At 57.5% G+C, this 18,847-nt stretch carries 12 protein-coding genes; 3 read left to right on the forward strand and 9 right to left on the reverse strand.

The genetic code is table 11. The features are described from left to right. The first annotated feature begins 74 nt into the window (after window positions 1-74). Window positions 75-3,152 (forward strand): beta-galactosidase, encoded by a 3,078-nt coding sequence (locus OGV67_RS03540; RefSeq protein ID WP_115615026.1) that lies wholly within the window; start codon window positions 75-77, stop codon window positions 3,150-3,152. A 96-nt stretch (window positions 3,153-3,248) separates the two neighbouring features. On the opposite strand, the gene prpE is transcribed toward OGV67_RS03540, so the two are convergent. From prpE to prpB, 4 genes are all read right to left on the reverse strand, one after another. Continuing rightward, window positions 3,249-5,135 (reverse strand): propionate--CoA ligase, encoded by a 1,887-nt coding sequence (gene prpE / locus OGV67_RS03545; RefSeq protein WP_115615027.1) that lies wholly within the window; start codon window positions 5,133-5,135, stop codon window positions 3,249-3,251. Between the two features lie 33 nt (window positions 5,136-5,168). After that, the gene (locus OGV67_RS03550) at window positions 5,169-6,620 is read right to left on the reverse strand and encodes a bifunctional 2-methylcitrate dehydratase/aconitate hydratase (RefSeq protein ID WP_115615028.1); all 1,452 of its coding nucleotides are present in this window, start codon (window positions 6,618-6,620) and stop codon (window positions 5,169-5,171) included. Window positions 6,621-6,659: 39 nt separating this feature from the next. Beyond that, window positions 6,660-7,829 carry a bifunctional 2-methylcitrate synthase/citrate synthase gene (gene prpC / locus OGV67_RS03555; protein WP_047458582.1) on the reverse strand — a complete coding sequence of 390 codons (1,170 nt, stop codon included), beginning with the start codon at window positions 7,827-7,829 and terminating at the stop codon, window positions 6,660-6,662. Between the two features lie 122 nt (window positions 7,830-7,951). Next, window positions 7,952-8,830 (reverse strand): methylisocitrate lyase, encoded by an 879-nt coding sequence (prpB, locus tag OGV67_RS03560; RefSeq protein ID WP_024130618.1) that lies wholly within the window; start codon window positions 8,828-8,830, stop codon window positions 7,952-7,954. Between the two features lie 264 nt (window positions 8,831-9,094). Here prpB and prpR point away from each other — a divergent pair, with 264 nt between their 5' ends. Then, on the forward strand, window positions 9,095-10,681 hold the full coding sequence (gene prpR / locus OGV67_RS03565) for a propionate catabolism operon regulatory protein PrpR (protein ID WP_058668678.1): 1,587 nt from the start codon (window positions 9,095-9,097) through the stop codon (window positions 10,679-10,681). Between the two features lie 261 nt (window positions 10,682-10,942). Here the strand turns inward: prpR and yahO are convergent, their stop codons facing one another. Beyond that, the gene (gene yahO / locus OGV67_RS03570; protein WP_012133651.1) at window positions 10,943-11,218 is read right to left on the reverse strand and encodes a DUF1471 family periplasmic protein YahO; all 276 of its coding nucleotides are present in this window, start codon (window positions 11,216-11,218) and stop codon (window positions 10,943-10,945) included. Between the two features lie 198 nt (window positions 11,219-11,416). On the opposite strand from yahO, the gene OGV67_RS03575 reads away from it, so the two are divergent. Further along, a complete protein-coding gene (locus OGV67_RS03575; RefSeq protein WP_012133652.1) occupies window positions 11,417-12,049 on the forward strand; it encodes a LysE family transporter in 633 nt (210 codons plus the stop codon). Here the strand turns inward: OGV67_RS03575 and OGV67_RS03580 are convergent. The 4 genes from OGV67_RS03580 to OGV67_RS03595 are packed head-to-tail and all read right to left on the reverse strand — an operon-like array spanning window position 12,015 to window position 18,799. Then, entirely contained in the window at window positions 12,015-13,184 is a 1,170-nt protein-coding gene (locus OGV67_RS03580) for a multidrug effflux MFS transporter (RefSeq protein WP_115615029.1), read from the reverse strand. The two genes, OGV67_RS03575 and OGV67_RS03580, sit on opposite strands and share 35 nt — an antisense overlap. Window positions 13,185-13,202: 18 nt before the next feature. Next, on the reverse strand, window positions 13,203-14,567 hold the full coding sequence (locus OGV67_RS03585; protein ID WP_115615030.1) for an efflux transporter outer membrane subunit: 1,365 nt from the start codon (window positions 14,565-14,567) through the stop codon (window positions 13,203-13,205). Window positions 14,568-14,570: 3 nt separating this feature from the next. Continuing rightward, entirely contained in the window at window positions 14,571-17,678 is a 3,108-nt protein-coding gene (locus OGV67_RS03590; protein ID WP_286464935.1) for an efflux RND transporter permease subunit, read from the reverse strand. Then, window positions 17,678-18,799, reverse strand: coding sequence for an efflux RND transporter periplasmic adaptor subunit (locus OGV67_RS03595; RefSeq protein ID WP_012133656.1), 1,122 nt, complete (start codon window positions 18,797-18,799; stop codon window positions 17,678-17,680). Before OGV67_RS03595 ends, OGV67_RS03590 begins: the two co-directional genes overlap by 1 nt. Window positions 18,800-18,847: the final 48 nt, after the last annotated feature.

Consider the following 18,847-nt stretch of genomic DNA (forward strand, 5'->3'; position numbering starts at 1 on the left):
TTTACAGCAGGAATCCCTTCTTCGTATTTTGACTGAAATTGTGAGCGAATAACAAACCCAATCAGGATACCGCTATGCCCCAGAATACAGATTCACTCGCCGTCGTTCTGAAACGTCGCGACTGGGAAAACCCTGGCGTAACGCAACTTAATCGCCTGGAGGCGCACCCTCCTTTTTGCAGCTGGCGTAATGCCGATGACGCCCGCGTGAACCGTGACTCCGCACAAAAGCGCAGCCTGAACGGTGAATGGACGTTTGCCTGGTTTTCAGCGCCTGAAGCAGTACCAGAGAGCTGGCGGACAAGCGATCTGCAACAGGCGAATAGCGTGCGCGTGCCGTCTAACTGGCAAATGGACGGTTACGACGCCCCCATTTATACCAACGTCACCTATCCCATTCCGGTTAACCCGCCGTTCGTTCCGGCAGATAACCCAACCGGATGTTACTCGCTCACATTCAGTATTGACGCAGACTGGCTACAGGCAGGCCAGACGCGGATCATTTTTGATGGCGTGAACTCCGCCTTCCATTTGTGGTGCAACGGTCGCTGGGTCGGATACGGTCAGGACAGCCGTCTGCCGTCTGAATTCGATCTCACGCATTTTTTGCTTAAGGGTGAAAACCGCCTCGCGGTAATGGTGCTGCGCTGGAGTGACGGCAGCTATCTGGAAGATCAGGATATGTGGCGGATGAGCGGCATCTTTCGCGACGTCTCGCTGCTGCATAAACCGGCAACGCAAATCCGTGACCTGCGCATCAACACCCGCTTCAACGATGATTTCAGCCGCGCAGTGCTGGAAGCGGAGGTCAGAACAACGGGGGAACGACGCGATGATTTACGCGTGACGGTACAGCTGTGGGATAGCGAAACATTCGTCGGAGAAAAAACCGCTCCGCTCGGCAGCGAGATCATTGATGAGCGCGGCGCTTACCCTGATCGCACAACTCTTCGTCTGAATGTCGAACACCCGGCGCTGTGGAGCGCGGAGACCCCGCATCTGTATCGTACCGTTGTACAGCTACACGCCGCCGATGGCACGCTGATTGAAGCCGAAGCCTGCGACGTCGGTTTCCGTCAGGTCAGCATTGAAAACGGTCTGCTGCTGTTAAACGGTAAACCGCTGCTGATCCGCGGCGCCAACCGCCATGAACATCACCCGGAAAACGGCCAGGTGATGGATAAAGAGACCATGATTAAAGACATTCTGCTGATGAAGCAGAACAATTTTAACGCCGTGCGCTGCTCCCATTATCCGAATCACCCGCTGTGGTACACCCTGTGCGATCGCTACGGCCTGTACGTGGTGGATGAGGCCAATATCGAAACCCACGGCATGGTGCCGATGAATCGCCTGAGCGACGATCCGGTCTGGCTGCCCGCCATGAGCCAGCGCGTGACGCGGATGGTACAGCGCGATCGCAACCATCCGAGCATTATTATCTGGTCACTGGGCAACGAGTCCGGGCACGGCGCCAACCACGACGCGCTGTACCGCTGGATTAAGTCGGAAGATCCCTCCCGTCCCGTGCAGTATGAAGGCGGCGGCGCGAATACGGCGGCAACCGACATCATTTGCCCGATGTACGCCCGCGTCGATCAGGATCAGCCCTTCCCCGCCGTACCGAAATGGTCGATCAAAAAATGGCTGTCGATGCCGGGCGAGCAGCGCCCGCTGATCCTGTGTGAATACGCCCACGCGATGGGCAACAGCCTCGGCGGTTACGCGAAATACTGGCAGGCGTTTCGCCAGTATCCGCGCCTGCAAGGCGGTTTTGTCTGGGACTGGGTGGATCAGTCGCTTATCAAATATGACGACGACGGTCGGCCGTGGTCAGCCTACGGCGGCGACTTTGGCGACGCGCCTAACGACCGTCAGTTCTGTATGAACGGCCTGGTGTTCGCCGACCGAACGCCGCATCCGTCACTGTATGAAGCCAAACACGCGCAGCAGTTTTTCCAGTTTACGCTGCTGCCGGGAGCCGAATGCCAGATTGAAGTGACCAGCGAATACCTGTTCCGCCATAGCGATAACGAAGTGCTCCACTGGTCACTGGCGCTGGATGGCAACCCGCTGACCGCAGGCGTTGTGACGCTGGATATCCCGCCGCAGGGACGCCAGATCATCACGCTGCCAGCGCTCCCGGAAGCGGAAACCGCAGGCCAGCTGTGGCTGACGGTACGCGTTGAACAACCGCAGGCAACCGCGTGGTCGCAAGCCGGACATATCAGCGTCTGGCAACAGTGGAAGCTCGGCGAAAAACTCGCTACACAGTGGCCACAGCACGCTGGCAACGCGCCACAGCTCACCAGCAGCGGGACGGCATTCCGTATTGTCGCAGGCGAGAAACGCTGGGAGTTCAGCCGCCAGCAGGGCGTATTAACGCAGTTCTGGATTGGCGAAGAGGCACAGTTGCTGACTCCGCTTGTCGATCAGTTCACCCGCGCGCCGCTGGATAACGACATCGGCGTGAGCGAGGCAACCCGCATCGACCCTAACGCCTGGGTTGAACGCTGGAAGGCCGCCGGCCATTACCAGGCTAAAGCGGTATTACTGCAATGCGATGCCGATACGCTTGCCAGCGCGGTACTGATTACCACCGCCCACGCCTGGCAGTATCAGGGCGAGACGCTGTTCATCAGCCGGAAAACCTACCGTATCGACGGCAACGGTGAAATGCAGATAACGGTAGATGTTGATGTCGCCAGCGGGACACCGCATCCGGCGCGCATCGGCCTGAGCTGCCAGCTTGCGCAGGTAGCGGAGCGGGTCAACTGGCTGGGATTAGGCCCGCACGAAAACTACCCGGATCGTCTCTCTGCCGCCTGTTTTGATCGCTGGGATCTGCCGCTGGAAGAGATGTACACCCCGTATGTTTTCCCGAGCGAAAACGGCCTGCGCTGCGGAACGCGTGAATTGCGCTATGGCGCGCATCAGTGGCGCGGCGATTTTCAGTTCAACATCAGCCGCTACGGCCAGAAACAGCTGATGGAAACCAGCCACCGCCATCTGCTCCAGCCGGAAGCGGGCACCTGGCTCAATATTGACGGTTTCCATATGGGCGTGGGCGGCGATGACTCCTGGAGCCCCTCCGTTTCAGCGGAATATCAGCTCAGCGCCGGGCGCTACCACTACCAGATAAGCTGGCGGTAAAAGGGAAACTGCCGGATGGCGGTGCAAGCACCGTATCCGGCCTGCGATACATTTTCTTCCAGGCCCGATAAGCGATAACGCCATCGGGCACCTCGGTTACTCCTCAATCACCTGACGGATTTGTTGCAACGAAGCGGGATCGTCAAGCGTAGACAAATCGCCCGGATCGCGGCCTTCGCAAATCGCCTGGATCGTACGACGCAGCATTTTGCCAGAGCGTGTTTTCGGCAACTGTGAAACAAACCAGACGTGCGCCGGGCGGCCAAAATTACCGATCTGACTGTCCACCAGCGACATAATCGCCTTCTCTTCCGTTTGCGCCACGTCCCTGTCCTCCAGCGTGTCGCTCTGTTTCGGGATCACAAACGCTACCGCCACCTGTCCCTTCAGCGCATCTTTCACCCCCACCACCGCCACTTCCGCCACGTTCGGGTAACTGGAAATGCTTTCCTCGATCTCGCGCGTGCCCAGACGGTGCCCGGCGACGTTGATCACATCATCGGTGCGCCCGAGGATGAAATAATAGCCGTCCGCGTCGCGAATCCCCCAGTCGAAAGTGGCGTACACCTGACGCGAGAACAGCGACCAGTAGGTATTCACAAAACGCGCATCGTCCCCCCAGATAGTCTGAACGCAGCCAGGCGGCAGCGGCCCCTCAATGACCAGCATCCCCTTCTCGTTCACCTCGCAAGGTTCGCCGGTGACCTCGTTGAGCAGCTGCACGTTATAGCCGTACATCGGTACGCCAGGGCTGCCCAGCCGTGAAGGCCGGTCGTCCAGCGCGCGGGCGATCGCCATAATCGGCCAGCCGGACTCGGTCTGCCAGTAGTTGTCGATAACCGGCACATCCAGCGTCTCCGTCACCCAGGCGGCCGTCGGCTCATCCAGCGGCTCACCGGCCAGATAGAGCACCTCCAGCGATGAGAGATCGTGATTGCGGATCTGCGCCGTCGGGAACTTTTTCAACACGCGGATGGCGGTTGGCGCAGAGAACATCCGGCTGACGCGGTATTTCTCTACGATCTTCCACCAGACACCGCAGTCCGGGTACGTCGGCAATCCTTCATAAACGATGGTTGCCATTCCTGCCAGCAACGGCGCGTAGACAATATAGGAGTGCCCCACAACCCAGCCGATATCCGACGCGCAAAAGAACACGCCGCCCGCTTTGCCGCCGAAGATAGTGTCCATCGAGGTTGCCAGCGCCACCGCATAGCCGCCGACGTCGCGCTGTACGCCTTTCGGTTTTCCGGTCGTGCCGGAGGTATAGAGAATGCAGGAGATCTCATTGGATTCCAGCCAGGCCACCGGCACCCGCGCCCCGAGATGCTGCTGACGCAGCGACGCAAAATCGAGATCGCGCGCCGGTACTCGCGCCATTTTCGCCAGCCCGCGATCCACCAGCAAAACGTGGCGCGGCTGATGCTGCGCCTGCGCGATGGCATCATCCAGCAGCTTTTTATACGGCAGAATCTTACCGCCGCGCGCCCCGGCGTCTGCCGAGACAATCAGCACCGGCTTAGCGTCGTCGATTCGCGCCGCTACGCTGTGCGAGGCAAAACCGCCGAACACCACCGAATGAATCGCGCCAATCCGCGCGCAGGCCAGCAGCGTAATGTGCGCCTCGGCAATCATCGGCATGTAAACCAGCACCCGGTCGCCGCGCTGCACGCCCAGCGACAACAGCATTGACGCCACCACGTTCACTTCGTCATACAACTGGCTGAAGGTAAACGTGCGCTCCTCTTCCGTTTCAGAGGAGACGGCAATCAGCGCCAGCGCATCCGGCTGCTTATCCAGCCAGCGGTCGATAGCGTTATGGCACAAATTAGTGGTTCCGCCGCAAAACCAGCGGGCAAACGGCGGATGGCTGTGATCCAGCGTTTGGGTAAACGGCTGCTGCCAGTCGATACGTCGGGCCTGCTCGGCCCAGAACGACGCCGGCTGCGTAATGGAACGCTGATAAAACTCGCTAAAAGACATGAAGCTCTCCTGTTGAACTTACTGCCTGCTGGCTCAGATGACAAATAAGTCGAGGTATTCATTGACCGGCATCTGCTCCAGGCGAGTTCTGTCCAGGGAGACATCCAGAATGCGCTGCTGCTGACGAGTCGGGAACTGACGCGCCAGGTTGATTTTGAATTTATCGATAAGCTTCGGAATGCCGTCGGTACGGCGGCGAGCGTGGCCAATCGGGTACTCCACGACCACCTCGGCAAACTGTGAACCATCGGTAAATTCAAGGGTGATAGCGTTGGCGATGGCGCGTTTTTCCGGGTCGTGGTAGTTAGCGGTAAACGCCGGGTCTTCAAAGCAGGTTATCTTCTCGCGCAGGGCGTCAATGCGTTTGTCCTGCGCTACGCCATCCTCATAATCCGCCGCCGTTAAGCGCCCGAACAGTAGCGGGATCGCCACCATGTACTGAATGCAGTGGTCGCGGTCGGCCGGGTTATTCAACGGCCCTTTTTTGTCGATGATGCGAATGCAGGCTTCATGGGTGCGAATCGTCACTTTCTCAATATCCGCCGCCGTTTTGCCCGCCGCCTGCATCTGTTCAAAAAGGGTCATGGCAGCTTCAACCGCCGTCTGCGAGTGGAACTCCGCCGGGAAGGAGATTTTGAACAGCACGTTTTCCATGACGTAAGAACCATACGGACGCTGGAAGCGGAACGGCTCGCCGTTGAAAGAGACGTCATAAAAGCCCCAGGTTTTCGCCGTCAGCGCCGACGGATAGCCCATCTCGCCAGTTTTTGCCATCAGCGCCAGACGCACCGCACGGGAGGTGGCATCGCCCGCCGCCCAGGACTTACGTGTTCCGGTGTTTGGCGCATGGCGATAGGTACGCAGCGACTGACCATCCACCCACGCCAGCGACACCGCGTTGAGGATCTCATCACGCGTCAGCCCCAGCATTTCGGCGACAACCGCTGTCGAAGCCACTTTGACCAGCAGTACGTGATCCAGGCCGACGCGGTTGAAGGAGTTTTCCAGCGCGATGCAGCCCTGAATCTCATGGGCTTTGATCATCCCGGCCAGCACCTGCTTCATGGTCAGCGGCGCTTTGCCTGCGGCAACCGCATTACGCGACAGCCAGTCCGCGGTTGCCAGAATCCCGCCGAGGTTATCAGAGGGGTGGCCCCACTCTGCCGCCAGCCAGGTATCGTTGAAGTCGAGCCAGCGGATCATCGCGCCGATATTAAACGCCGCCTGCACCGGATCGAGCTGAAACTGGGTGCCCGGTACGCGTACGCCGTTTGGCACGACGGTGCCCGGAACGATCGGCCCCAGCAGTTTTTTACAGGCCGGATATTCCAGCGCTTCCAGACCGCAGCCCAGCGTGTCGAGCAAGCAGTAGTGGGCGGTGTCCCAGGCCACTTTAGAGGTGATGTCGTAGTTCATGACGTAATCGACGATATCCACGATTTCACGGTCAAATTCCGGGCGAATGTTCATTATTTGTGCGGACATAGGGTACATTTCCTGCGTTTTATCGTTAGAGAAATAAAGTTATTGGCGTTGATCCAGCGGAATAAATTCGCGATCTTCCGGGCCGGTATAATTGGCGGAAGGTCGGATAATTTTGTTGTCCTGACGCTGTTCGATGATGTGCGCCGCCCAGCCGGTGACGCGGGCAATCACAAACAGCGGGGTGAACATTTCGGTGGGGACGCCCATCATGTTGTAGGAGACCGCCGAGAACCAGTCGAGGTTGGGGAACATCTTTTTCGATTCCCACATCACGTTTTCCAGACGGTCGGCGATGTTGTACATCTTCAGCGAACCACCGGCCTCCGAAAGCTGTTTCGCCACGCGTTTGATCACCTGATGGCGCGGATCGGCAATGGTGTAGACCGGATGGCCAAAACCAATGATCACCTCTTTATTTTCAATGCGTTTGCGGATATCCGCCTCGGCTTCCTCCGGCGTTTCGTAGCGCTGCTGAATTTCCAGCGATACCTCATTCGCCCCGCCGTGCTTCGGGCCGCGCAGCGCGCCAATCGCGCCGATGATGGCGGAGTAGACATCGGAGCCCGTCCCTGCAATCACCCGGCTGGTGAAAGTGGACGCGTTGAATTCATGCTCGGCATACAGCACCAGCGAGATGTGCATCGCCTTTTCCCAGCTTTGCGACGGCTTCTCGCCATGCAGCAGATGCAGGAAATGGCTACCGACGGAGTCGTCGTCAGTTTCCGGCTGAATACGTTCGCCGTTATGGCTGTAGTGATACCAGTAAAGCAGGATGGAACTGAGCGAGGCCAGCAGTTTGTCGGCGATATCGCGCGCGCCGGAAACGGTATGCCCCTCTTTTTCCGGCAGCGTACAGCCGAGCGCCGACACGCCGGTGCGCATGACGTCCATCGGGTGCGACGCCGCAGGCAATGCTTCCAGCACGGTGCGTACATTGGCCGGTAATCCACGCAATGCTTTCAGCTTATTTTTATAGGCATGGAGTTCATCGCTATTGGGCAATTTGCCGTGAATTAACAGATGCGCGACTTCTTCAAATTCACAATGCTCCGCGAGATCGAGAATATCGTACCCGCGATAGTGTAAGTCGTTGCCGCTTTTTCCCACGGTACACAACGCGGTATTTCCGGCCGGAACGCCCGATAATGCGACAGATTTCTTGGGCTTAATGACATGGGTGTTGTTTTGCAGGATCGTCGTATCGCTCATGTTGTCCTCGTCATTGTTATATGTAGGGTATTGAGGGTGTACGTTTCGCCGCCGTAGGCCTGATAAGGCGCAGCCGCCATCAGGCATTGCCGGATGGCACTTCGTTTATCCGGCCTACGGCTCTACTTCAGGTTCAGCGCATCCAGCTTCTCTTCGTACTGGTAATAATTGATGCTTTCGTACAGCTCGTTGCGGGTCTGCATGATGTCGATAACGTTTTTTTGCGTGCCTTCCTGGCGCAGCACGTTATAGACACGCTCGGCAGCGCGATTCATGGCGCGAAATGCCGACAGCGGATAGAGCGCCATTGCCACGTTAGCGCTGCGCAGTTCGTCGGTGGTAAACAGCGGCGTCGCGCCAAACTCCGTGATATTCGCCAGGATCGGCACCGGTACGGCATCGGCGAACTGGCGATACATTGACAGCTCAGTAATCGCTTCCGGGAACAGCATGTCGGCCCCCGCTTCCACATAAGCCCGCGCGCGATCGATCGCCGCCTCTAATCCTTCCACCGCCAGCGCATCGGTACGCGCCATGATCACGAAGTCAGGATCGGTACGCGCATCCACCGCCGCACGAATTCTGTCCACCATCTCCTCTTTGGACACGATCGCCTTATTCGGGCGATGGCCGCAGCGTTTCGCGCCGATCTGATCTTCGATATGCAGCGCAGCGGCGCCGGCTTTGATCATCGACTTCACCGTGCGCGCCACGTTAAAGGCGGAGGAACCAAAGCCGATGTCGGCATCCACCAGCAGCGGCAGCGGGCAGACGTCGGTAATACGGCGGATGTCGGTCAACACATCATCCAGCGTGGAGATCCCCAGGTCAGGCAGACCCAGCGATCCCGCCGCCACGCCGCCGCCGGAAAGGTAAATCGCCTGATAGCCTGCGCGCTGGGCCAGCAATGCGTGATTGGCATTGATGGCGCCGACGATCTGTAAGGGGTTTTCTTTGGTGAGCGCAGCGCGAAACGCCTGGCCCGGAGAGTGTAGAGACATATCCCGTCCTCTTGTTATCAACTTGTTACTTAATGTTGATTCACATAAAGCAAAGGGAATGCCAGAGCGGTCGCTGAAAAAGAGAGAATTTTGTTTTTTCTTATAATTCAAACAAATAAAAAAAATACAAACTTAACCATACCTTTCATCAGGACAAAAGCGTGTCAGCTAACGTTTCATGAAACGGTTCGCGCTGTTTCATTGCAACATTTATGAAACACGACTAAAACAAAATCTCGGTCCCTCAATACAACATCAACTGCTATGGCTGACACGCACCTTCCCGCTCGCGATAATCATGACAAGCCGGTGATCTGGACGGTCTCGGTAACGCGTCTGTTCGAGTTGTTTCGCGACATCAGCCTGGAGTTCGACCATCTGGCGACCATCACCCCCATCCAGCTTGGGTTTGAAAAAGCGGTGAACTATATCCGTAAAAAACTGGCGACCGAGCGCTGTGACGCCATTATCGCGGCGGGTTCCAACGGCGCTTATTTAAAAAGCCGCCTCTCCATACCGGTGATCCTGATTAAACCCAGCGGATTCGACGTGCTCCAGGCGCTGGCGAAAGCCGGAAAACTGACTTCGTCCATTGGCGTTATCACCTACCAGGAGACGATCCCCGCGCTGATCGCCTTTCAAAAAACGTTTAATTTGCGTCTGGAACAGCGCAGCTACATCACCGAAGAGGATGCCCGTGGGCAAATTAATGAACTGAAAGCCAACGGCATTGAGGCGGTAGTCGGCGCAGGGCTAATTACCGATCTGGCGGAAGAAGCCGGGATGACCGGCATTTTTATCTATTCTGCGGCCACCGTGCGTCAGGCGTTTAGCGATGCGCTGGATATGACCCGGCTGACGCTGCAACATAGCGGCCAATATGCCTCCGGCAACGGGCTGCGCACCCGCTACGATCTGGGAGATATGCGCGGCCATTCCGCGCAAATGGAGCAGGTTCGCCATACGATCATGCTGTACGCCCGCTCCAGCGCGGCGGTGTTGATTCAGGGTGAGACCGGCACCGGTAAAGAGCTGGCGGCGCAGGCGATTCACCGCGAGTTTTTTGCCCGTCGGGGCCAGCGCAGCGGTAAAAAAACGCCTCCGTTTGTGGCCATTAACTGCGGCGCAATTACCGAATCGCTGCTTGAAGCAGAGTTATTCGGTTATGAGGAGGGGGCATTTACCGGTTCCCGACGCGGCGGACGCGCCGGTCTGTTTGAAATCGCCCACGGCGGGACGCTGTTTCTGGATGAGATCGGGGAAATGCCCCTGCCCTTACAGACCCGCCTGCTGCGCGTACTGGAAGAGAAAGAGGTGACGCGCGTTGGCGGGCATCAGCCTGTCCCGGTGGATGTACGGGTTATCAGCGCCACGCACTGCAATCTGGAACAGGCGATAAAGCAGGGGCAATTTCGCACCGATCTGTTTTATCGTCTCAGCATTCTGCGCCTGACGCTTCCGCCCCTTCGGGAGCGCCCGTCAGATATCGTGCCGCTGGCGGAGGGATTTTTGAAACAGTCCCTGGCGGCATTAGACGCGCCGTTTGGCGAATCGGTGCGCGAGGGGCTGGCGCAAAGCCAGACCATTCTTCTGCGCTATGCCTGGCCCGGCAATATTCGCGAGCTGCGGAATATGATGGAGCGCCTGGCGCTTTTTTTAAGCGTCGAGCCGCAGCCCAGTCTGGATAGCCAGTTTTTACAGCAATTTTTACCCGAGCTGGCGACAATTCCCGAAGCGCCATCAGCGCTTACGCCGCAGCAGGTTCTGGCGCAGTTTAACGGCGATAAAACCGCGGCGGCGCGATATCTGGGTATTAGCCGGACGACATTCTGGCGACGATTAAAAGAGTGAAGGTTTATTGCCGGATGGCGCTGACGCTTATCCGGCCTACGAGAAGAGTGAGAACTTATCGCCGGATGGCGCTAACGCTTATCCGGCCTACGAGCAGAGTGAGAACTTATCGCCGGATGGCGCTAACGCTTATCCGGCCTACGAGCAGAGTGAGAACTTATCGCCGGATGGCGCTGGCGCTTATCCGGCCTACGAGCTACGAGCAGCACTGAACCGTAGGCCGGATAAGACGTTTACGTCGCCATCCGGCACGATGACAGCTTATTTTTTCTTGTAGATATCCGCAGTACCATGAATTTTATTATCGGTTTGCCCGGAGGTCAGTACGACCACATCAGCCCCTTTTTCATCGGCCTTTTTAAGCAGATCCTCTTTTGCCTCCATAGTTGACGTCTCGTTGCTGGTATTAATGGTGCCTATCTTCGTGTATTGCGACTCCACTTTCTCAAACTCGACCTTTGTCAACAGTTCCGCGGCATAGACGTTGGTTACGACAAACGCTAACGCACCAATCAATACTTTATATCCTGTCTTCATATAAAAGCTCCGGTTGTGTTATTACGCTATCATCGCCTTCTCGGAACGGATGCTCTGTTCTGAGTGATTAAATAACTAGTTGAGATTAGCGGAAAAATCCAGTCAGCCGGATGTATCATAATTTGTGATCTTTCTCTCACCCCTGCACTTTTACTATAAATAGTATGGCGTTAACTATCAGGCCCTGGAAATCTCACTATGGAACCTCTGCACGCGGTTGTCCTGACCGTCAGCCTGTTCGTCTTAACCTTCTTTAACCCCGGCGCAAACCTCTTTGTGGTGGTACAAACCAGCCTCGCCTCCGGGCGTCGGGCCGGTGTATTAACAGGGCTGGGCGTGGCGCTTGGCGATGCGATTTATTCCGGGCTGGGACTGTTTGGCATGGCGACCCTGATTACCCAGTGCGAAGAAATTTTCTCACTGATCAAAATCGTCGGCGGCGCATATTTGTTATGGTTTGCCTGGAACAGCATCCGCCATCAGGCCACCCCGCAAATGCCGACTCTGCAACAGCCCATTTCCGCCCCCTGGAGCGTATTCTTCCGCCGGGGACTGTTAACCGATCTGTCAAATCCGCAGACGGTGCTGTTTTTCATCAGTATTTTCTCGGTCACGCTCAGCGCGGAAACCCCGACATGGGCAAGACTGATGGCCTGGGCCGGCATCGTGCTCTCTTCCGTCATCTGGCGCATCTTCCTGAGCCAGGCCTTTTCCCTACCGGCGGTACGCCGCGCTTACGGGCGGATTCAGCGCATTGCCAGCAGGGTGATTGGCGCGATCATCGGCGTGTTCGCCCTCAGGCTGATTTACGAAGGCGTGAACCACCGCTAGCCAGTAGCAGAGCGGCCACATAACAGAGTGCCACCGCCAGACTCATTTTCAGCATGGTTTCGCCGCCCAGCCCCGACAACGGCGCGGCGATGCCACCGAAAACAAACATGCTCATCCCCATCAGCGCGGAGGCGGTTCCTGACTCCTGAACCTCCACCACGCTCATCGCCTCTGCGCCCGCCACGGTGCCAATTCCGCTGCAAAAGGCGACGGTAAAAAAGAGCGCCACCAGCGCCAGAACCGGCTGCTGTAGCCAGGCGCAGAGCAAGGTGATTAACGCGCAGATGACGGCCAACAGCAAGCCGCCGCGCAGCAGCGTCATTGCCGTGATTCGACGCGCAAGACGGGAAAAAATCAGCGAGGCGACGATCAGCCCGATCCCATTAAGGCCAAACAGCAGGCTGAACTGCATCGGGCTTAAGCCATACTCGCTTTGCAGCACAAATGACGAAGAGCCGATATAAGCAAACAACCCCGCCAGCATGAAGGCCTGCATCAGGCAAAAGCGCATAAAGAGACGATTTTTCACCACGCTGCGCCCGGTCGAAAATAACGATGCGCCGCGCGTTCGCTGCGGCAGCGTCTCACTGATAAACAGGATGCAGCAGAGCAAAAGCAGTGTCGCAATCCCCGCCATTACCCAAAACAACATACGCCAGTCAAACGCGGTGGCAATGTAGCCGCCCAGAACCGGAGAAAGCACCGGGGCGATGCCGTTCACCGTCATGAGCAGCGCGAAGAACTGGGTCAGGGTCACACCCTGATATTTATCCCGCGCAATAGAGCGCGAGAGCACCGAACCACCGGCCCCCGCCGCGCCCTGCACAAAGCGCCAGACGATCAGCCAGTGAATATCCTGAGTTGTCGCGCACAGTACCGAAGAGGCAATAAACAGCAACAGCGACAGGATCAACGGAACCTTACGACCAATCCGGTCGCTGAGCGGGCCAAACAGCAGTTGCCCAAGCCCAAGGCCGATCAGCGAAGACGTCAGCGTCAGTTGCGTCAGGGTGGTCGTCGTTGCCAGCTGTTCGGACATCTCCGGCAGAGCGGGCAGATAAAGATCGGTACACAGCGGCCCGATCCCGGTTAACAAACCGAGGATCAGCACCCACGAAAGCGACACGCGCGCCATAAAAACACCTCCCTCTGATTACCGGGCCCCGCCGCCGAGCGACTGCCAGAGCGTTATGCGGTTTTCATTGTCCGTCAGTTGCAGGGCGATAAGCGTCTGCTGCGCCGACCACAGCGTGCGTTGCGCCGTCAGTACGGTCAGATAATCCCCGACCCCGGCGCGATAGCGACGCATCCCGACATCCAGCGTTTTTTGTTCTGCGGCGACATACTGGCGCTGGGCATCCAGCTGTTCATCCAGTGTCGCACGCCGGGCAAGCGCATCAGCCACATCTTTGAACGCGCTTTGCACCGTTTTTTCATAGGTAGCAATGAGTCCCCGTTTTTGCGCTTCGGCATAGCGGAGCTGCGCCAGGTTGCTGCCGCCGGTAAACAGCGGCAGCGTAATGGAAGGCGCAAACGACCACACCTTCATGCCATGACTGAACAAGGACGAGAGCGCATCGCTGCCAACACCGGCGCTTGCCGTCAGGGAGATGGTCGGGAAGAAATTCGCTCGCGCCGCGCCAATATCGGCATTGGCGCTTTTCAGGTTATGTTCCGCTTCCTGAATATCCGGCCGACGCAACAGCACGGAAGAAGAGACGCCAGCGGGCACCAGCGTAATCACCTGCGCATCAAGGCTTTCCAGCGTACCGGGCAGCACGCTTTCCGGCAGCGTTGTGCCCGCCAGCAGGTTCAGGGCGTTGATATCCTGCGCCACCTGAGTCTGATAGCTGGCTACGCTGGCGCGCGCCTGCTGGTAAACGCTCATCGCTTCACTGACATCCGTTGCGGCGGCTGTCCCGACCTGCTGCTGACGTTGAACAATTTTCAGCGAGTTTTCCGCACTGGCCATTGTCTCCCTGGCCAGCGCCAGATTGCTGTTATCTGCCGCCAGGGTCAGCCACGCGGTGCTGATCTCGGCAATTAACGTCAAACGGGTGTTCTGCGCGGTAAATTCGCTGGCAAGCCAGGTTTCTCGCGCCGCCCGCGACAGGCTCTGATTGCGGCCAAACAGATCCAGCTCAAAGCTGGACACCGCGCCATCGGCTTCAGCGCTCGTTCCGGTTCCGTTCGCCAGCGTACGGCTGCGTGTAGAACTGAGTGAAGCATTCACCGTCGGGAACAACGAGGCACGCGCTTCGCCATACAACGCCCGTGCGGAGTCGATATCGGCAATCGCCTTTTGTATATCACGGTTACTGTTAAGGGCGGTGTTCACCACCTGTTGCAGCCGCGCGTCGTTAACAATCTGCTGCCAGTCGCGGCTGACAGCGTTCCCCTGCCCCTGCGCGCCCGGTAAACTTGCCGGAACCGGCGCATCGGGCGTGCTGTAGTGCGGATCAAGCGACACACACCCTGCGCTCAGGAGAGCGAAAACAAAGAGAAAAATACGCAACATAACTTACTCCTGACGACGGGACTTGCGGGTAAACAGATGCCTAACCAGCACGAAGAACAGCGGGACGAAGAAGATAGCCAACAGCGTGGCGGTTAATGTCCCACCGATGATTCCGGTCCCGATCGCCACACGGCTGTTCGCCCCGGCCCCTGTGGCGATAGCCAGCGGCGTAACCCCGGCAATAAAGGCCAGAGAGGTCATAATGATTGGGCGCAAACGGGTCTGCGCCGCTCGCAGCGCAGCCCGGCTCAGGGAATAGCCTTCCGCAACCGCAGCTTCGGCAAATTCGACGATCAGAATGGCGTTTTTCGACGACAGGCCGATGGTGGTCAGCAGCGCGACCTGGAAGTAAACATCATTATTTAAATCACGCATCCAGGCCGCCAGCACCGCGCCTAACAGCCCCAGAGGGATGACCAGAATCACCGAAAACGGTACCGACCAGCTTTCATACAGCGCCGCCAGGCAGAGGAAAACCACCAGAATAGAGATGGCGTACAAGCTCATAGCCTGACCGCTGGCCAGCTTTTCCTGCAATGACAACCCGCTCCACGCCCATGTGGTGCCAGCAGGCAAGCTGTTTGCCAGCGCTTCCATTTTGTCCATCGCGGCGCCGGAGCTGAAACCGCTGGCGTTTTCTCCCTGAATCTCATAGGCGGCAGAGCCGTTGTAGCGCACCAGACTTTCCGGGCCGTACTCCCAACGAGTGGTGGCGAAGGCGGAAAAGGGCGTCATGCTGTTATCGCTGCCGCGCACGAACCATTTGCCCAGATCCGCAGGCGAAGAACGGAACTCGCTGTCGCCCTGAATGTAGACCTTCTTCACGCGGCCGCGATCGATAAAGTCATTGACATAGGTTCCCCCCCAGGCGCTGGATAAGGTGCTGGTCACATCGCTTAAGCCAAGCCCCAGCGAGACGGCCTTATTGCTGTCGATATCCACCTGAAGCTGCGGCATTTGCGGCAGGTCATTTGCGCGCACGGCGTGCAGAATATCGCTCTGGTTTGCCTGGGCGATCAGCTGATTACGCATCTGTAACAGGGTATCGCGATCGGTCGCCCCATTCGCCATCAGCTCAAAAGAGAAGCCGTTGCTTTGCCCCAGCCCCTCAACCGACGGCGGCGTCATCGCAAAAAGCGTCGCATCGCGAATAGCGCCCAGTTCTTTACTGGCACGCAGCGCAATAGCCTGTGCGGTATTTTCTTCGCCTTTACGCTCCGACCAGTTTTTCAGCGAAACGAACGCCATCCCGGCATTCTGCCCGCTGCCGCTGAAGCTAAAACCATCGACGGTAAAAATAACGTCCGTATTGGCCTTCTCTTTATTGAGAAACCAGTCTGTCACCTGACGATTGACCTCTGCGGTTCGCGACGCCGTCGCCCCTGCGGGCAGGGTGTACTGCACCATAATTTCACCCTGATCTTCGGTCGGTAAGAAGCTGCCGGGCAGCTTCCACATCGCCAGCGCCATCGCCCCGCATAACAGCGCATAAACGCCCATCACGCTGACGCTGCGACGCAGCACATGCAGGACGCCGCGCTGATAACCCTGTTCAGTTCGGCTATAGAATCGGTTGAATATCCCGAAGAAGCCCTTTTTATGCGGCGCGGTATGGCTAAGAATCGAACCGCACAGGGCTGGGGTCAGGGTCAACGCCACCACGACCGAGAGCAGCATTGCCGAGATAATCGTCACAGAGAACTGGCGATAAATGACGCCGGTAGAGCCGCCAAAGAACGCCATCGGCAGGAATACCGCAGACAAAACAAGAGCGATAGCCACCAGCGCGCCAGCGATTTCCCCCATCGATTTTTCGGTAGCTTCGCGCGCGGGCAGCCCTTCATCGCGCATAATACGCTCGACGTTTTCCACCACCACAATGGCGTCATCGACCAGCAGGCCTATCGCCAGCACCATTGCAAACAGCGTCAGCGTATTGATGGAGTAACCAAACAGCGCCAGCACGCCAAAAGTACCGAGCAGCACGACCGGAACCGCCAGCGCCGGAATCAGCGTGGCGCGAAGATTCTGCAAGAACAGGTACATCACGCAGACCACCAGAATGATGGCTTCAAACAGCGTCTGAACCACATCCTCTACGGAGATCTTAATAAATTCGGTGCTGTCTTTCGGATACGCCACGTCATAGCCCTGCGGCATATCCCGTTTAAATTCAGCGACTTTATCTTTTACCAGCGTGGCGGTATCCAGCGCGTTCGCCCCCGGCGCAAGCATGACCGCAACCCCCGCAGCCGGATGACCGTTGAGTTTAGCGATGGCGGTGTAGTCTTCACTGCCCATCTCCACGCGCGCCACATCCTGGATGCGTACCACGGCCCCGTCAGACTGGCTTTTGATAATGATCTTTTTGAATTGTTCTACCGTCTGCATGCGTGACTGCGCGCGAACCGTAGCGGTCAATTGCTGTGTGTCAGGGGAAGGTAACGCACCGATTTTCCCGGCGGAAACCTGAACGTTTTGCGCTTCAATGGCGCTCTGCACATCCGACGGCATCAAAGAATAGGAGGCCAGTTTCGCCGGGTCCAGCCAGATACGCATGGCGTATTCCGCCCCAAACACCTGTAGGCTCCCGACCCCTTCCACGCGTGCCAGCGGGTCCTGTACGTTACTCACCAGCCAGTCAGCGATATCTGAGCTGCTCGCCCGGTCGGACTTATCATACACGGAGGCAATCAGCAGGAAGTTACTTTGCGATTTTACCACCGTGACGCCGGATTGTTGAACCTCGCTCGGCAAGCGGGATTCCGCCTGCTGCACCTTGTTCTGTACCTGCACCTGCGCGGTGTCAGGGTCGGTGCCCTGTTCAAAGGTGACATCAATACTGACCGAACCATCGGAACTGCTGGTCGAGGTAAAATAGAGCAGGTTATCCAGCCCGGTAAGCTGCTGTTCAATCACCTGAGTCACGCTGTTTTCCAGCGTTTCGGCGGAAGCGCCGGTATAGGTCGCCGAGATTTTCACCGACGGCGGCGCCACGTCAGGATACTGCGCAACCGGCAGCGTTTTAATCGCCAGAATACCGGCCAGCATGATCAGAATGGCGATAACCCAGGCGAAAACGGGCCTGCGCACAAAGAAACGGGAGAACATCAGCCTTTGCCTCCGTTCAGTTGTACATCAACGGCGTTAACCTGCTGACCCGGCGTGACCTTACTTGATCCCTCAACGATCAACCGGTCGCCGCTACGCAAACCGTCCAGCACCAGCCATTTATCCCCATAGGTATCGCCTGTTTCCAGGGTACGCTGCGCCACTTTATTGTCTTTAGTGACCACCAGCGCTGTCGCATTGCCTTTCGCATCGCGCGTGATCCCCTGCTGCGGCGCGAGGATCGCATCGTTCATGATCCCTTCATCAATGCGGGCGCGAACGAACATACCGGGTAACAGCTGCTGTTGAGGGTTGGGGAAAATCGCCCGCAGCGTGACTGAGCCTGTAGACTCATCTACCGCCACTTCCGTCAGCGCTAACTTTCCTTTTTCGCTATAGGTCGTGCCATCTTCAAGCGTCAGCGTCACGTTCAGGGTATCGCTGTTGGTCGCCAGAGACTGCTTACGCAGGCGCAGCAAATCCACGCTGGAGCGGGTAAGATCGACATACATGGTGTCGAGCCCACGAATGGTCGCCAGCGCCGTCTCCTGTGAAGCCGTCACCAGCGCGCCGGGCGTGACGGATGAGATACCAATGCGCCCGGAAACCGGGGCGGTAATGGTGGTCCAGTCCAGATTGATACGCGCGCTTTCTAATGCGGCTTTCTTTGCCTCCACGCTGGCTTTGTCCTGGGCACAGGTGGCCTGCGCATCATCGGCATCCTGGCGGGAAACACCGTCATCGTTAACCAGCCGCGCGTAACGTTGCGCCTTCTGGCAGTCGGCATTCACCAGCGCCTGCGCCTGTCTGAGCGAGGCATTCGCTTCGTTCCATGCGGCGCGATAGCTGGCGGGATCGATCTGATACAGCGCCTGCCCCGCTTTGACGATATCGCCCTCATTAAACAGGCGTTTTTGAATAATCCCCCCCACCTGCGGGCGAACTTCGGCACTGAGTGCTGCGCTGGTGCGTCCGGTCAGTTCACTGACCACAGAAACGGGTTCTGTTTTAAGGGTCACGACGCCCACTTCCTGAGACGGAGAAGCGGTATTGTCGGTTTGCGTATTATCACAGCCGGATAATAACAATAGCGCGATAATTGATGTTGTTATGTATTTCATCTTTTTTCCAGGGTGAGAAACGCCTGCCCCGTTAAAATTAACAAGGTA

The organism is Citrobacter sp. CK188 (assembly GCF_030333525.1).
Lineage (GTDB): Bacteria > Pseudomonadota > Gammaproteobacteria > Enterobacterales > Enterobacteriaceae > Citrobacter_B > Citrobacter_B koseri.